The sequence below is a fragment of the Bacillus sp. JJ1503 genome (assembly GCF_036965125.1).
In the GTDB taxonomy this organism is placed as follows: domain Bacteria; phylum Bacillota; class Bacilli; order Bacillales; family Cytobacillaceae; genus Cytobacillus.
This window is the reverse complement of sequence record NZ_JBALOZ010000537.1, coordinates 1-1,163: the sequence shown is the minus strand read 5'-3', so window position 1 is coordinate 1,163 and position 1,163 is coordinate 1. Positions and strand designations below refer to the sequence as shown.

The 1,163-nt window shown below is 34.1% G+C and carries 1 protein-coding gene; it reads left to right on the top strand.

From position 1 onward, the window contains the following. Nucleotides 1-151: 151 nt before the first annotated feature. On the top strand, nucleotides 152-1,084 hold the full coding sequence (rarD, locus tag V7149_RS26365) for an EamA family transporter RarD (protein WP_335348508.1): 933 nt from the start codon (nucleotides 152-154) through the stop codon (nucleotides 1,082-1,084). Nucleotides 1,085-1,163 lie beyond the last annotated feature (79 nt).

The following is a 1,163-nucleotide window of genomic DNA, read 5'->3' as shown; positions in this document are numbered from 1 at the left end:
ATATTACCGTTTCAAAAACGATCATTGGCGGAAAAATTGTCTTTGATTCATCGAACAAAGATTAAATGGATAAAATTAAAAGATTGCCAGCATCTTTCAGTTCGAACTATAATATTAATATTTCGATACTAGAAAGAATTGAGGAATAAATATGAAAAATAATGAAATAAAGTCAGGAGTCTTTTATGCTGGCTTTTCCTATATCATTTGGGGATTACTGCCGATATATTGGAAGCTCCTTCATCATGTTAACGCGGACGAAATTTTGGTCAACCGAATTTTCTGGTCCTTTTTCTTTGTGGTCGGGATTCTGCTTGTAACAAAAAAGTGGGGAGAATTTCTTCAAATTTTGAAGAATTTCCGTACGAATAAAAAGCAATTATCCGCACTTATTATGGCGTCAATGTTAATAAGCTGTAACTGGTTTATTTACATATGGGCAGTTAATACGGATCAAATAATTGAAGCAAGCCTTGGATACTATATAAATCCACTTGTTAGTGTTTTATTGGGGATGATCGTTTTTAGAGAAAGATTATCGCAGGCACAGTATCTTTCGTTTGCGCTAGCGGCAATTGGCGTTCTAATTCTGACTATTTCTTATGGAAGCTTTCCATGGATATCAATTCTTCTAGCTTTATCTTTCGGCCTTTACGGGTTATCAAAAAAGATGATTAAGGTAGATTCCTCCATTGGGCTAGCTCTCGAAACACTTGTGGTTACTCCACTAGCTTTTATTTATATGGCCGTTCTTTTCGTAAAAGGAAACCAGTCATTCTTATCTGTATCAATTGGAACGGATCTGCTGCTAATTGGAGCAGGGGCAGCTACTGCCATTCCTCTTCTATATTTTGCAAAAGGTGCTCAAAAAATACCAATGTCCACCTTAGGATTCTTACAATTTATCGCACCTACAATTTCATTAATTCTTGGGGTATTCGTTTACCATGAGCATTTTACGAAAGTACATTTGATTTCATTTATTTTTATTTGGTCTGCCATTACAATCTTTTCATTATCTAAAACAAAGTTTTTTGTTTTGTTAAATTCTAAAAGAAATAAGGGAAATAGTTTAGGAGTTTGAGAGTAATAAGAAAATAATATTTTTGAGGAGCTGTTCAAGGGGACAGCTCCTCAAATTTACATTATAAAAATGTTCTCTG

What these genes read in the sequence shown, in the direction of transcription:
- rarD (WP_335348508.1), top strand. Translation starts at nt 152, where the DNA reads ATGAAAAATAATGAAATAAAGTCAGGAGTCTTTTATGCTGGCTTTTCC.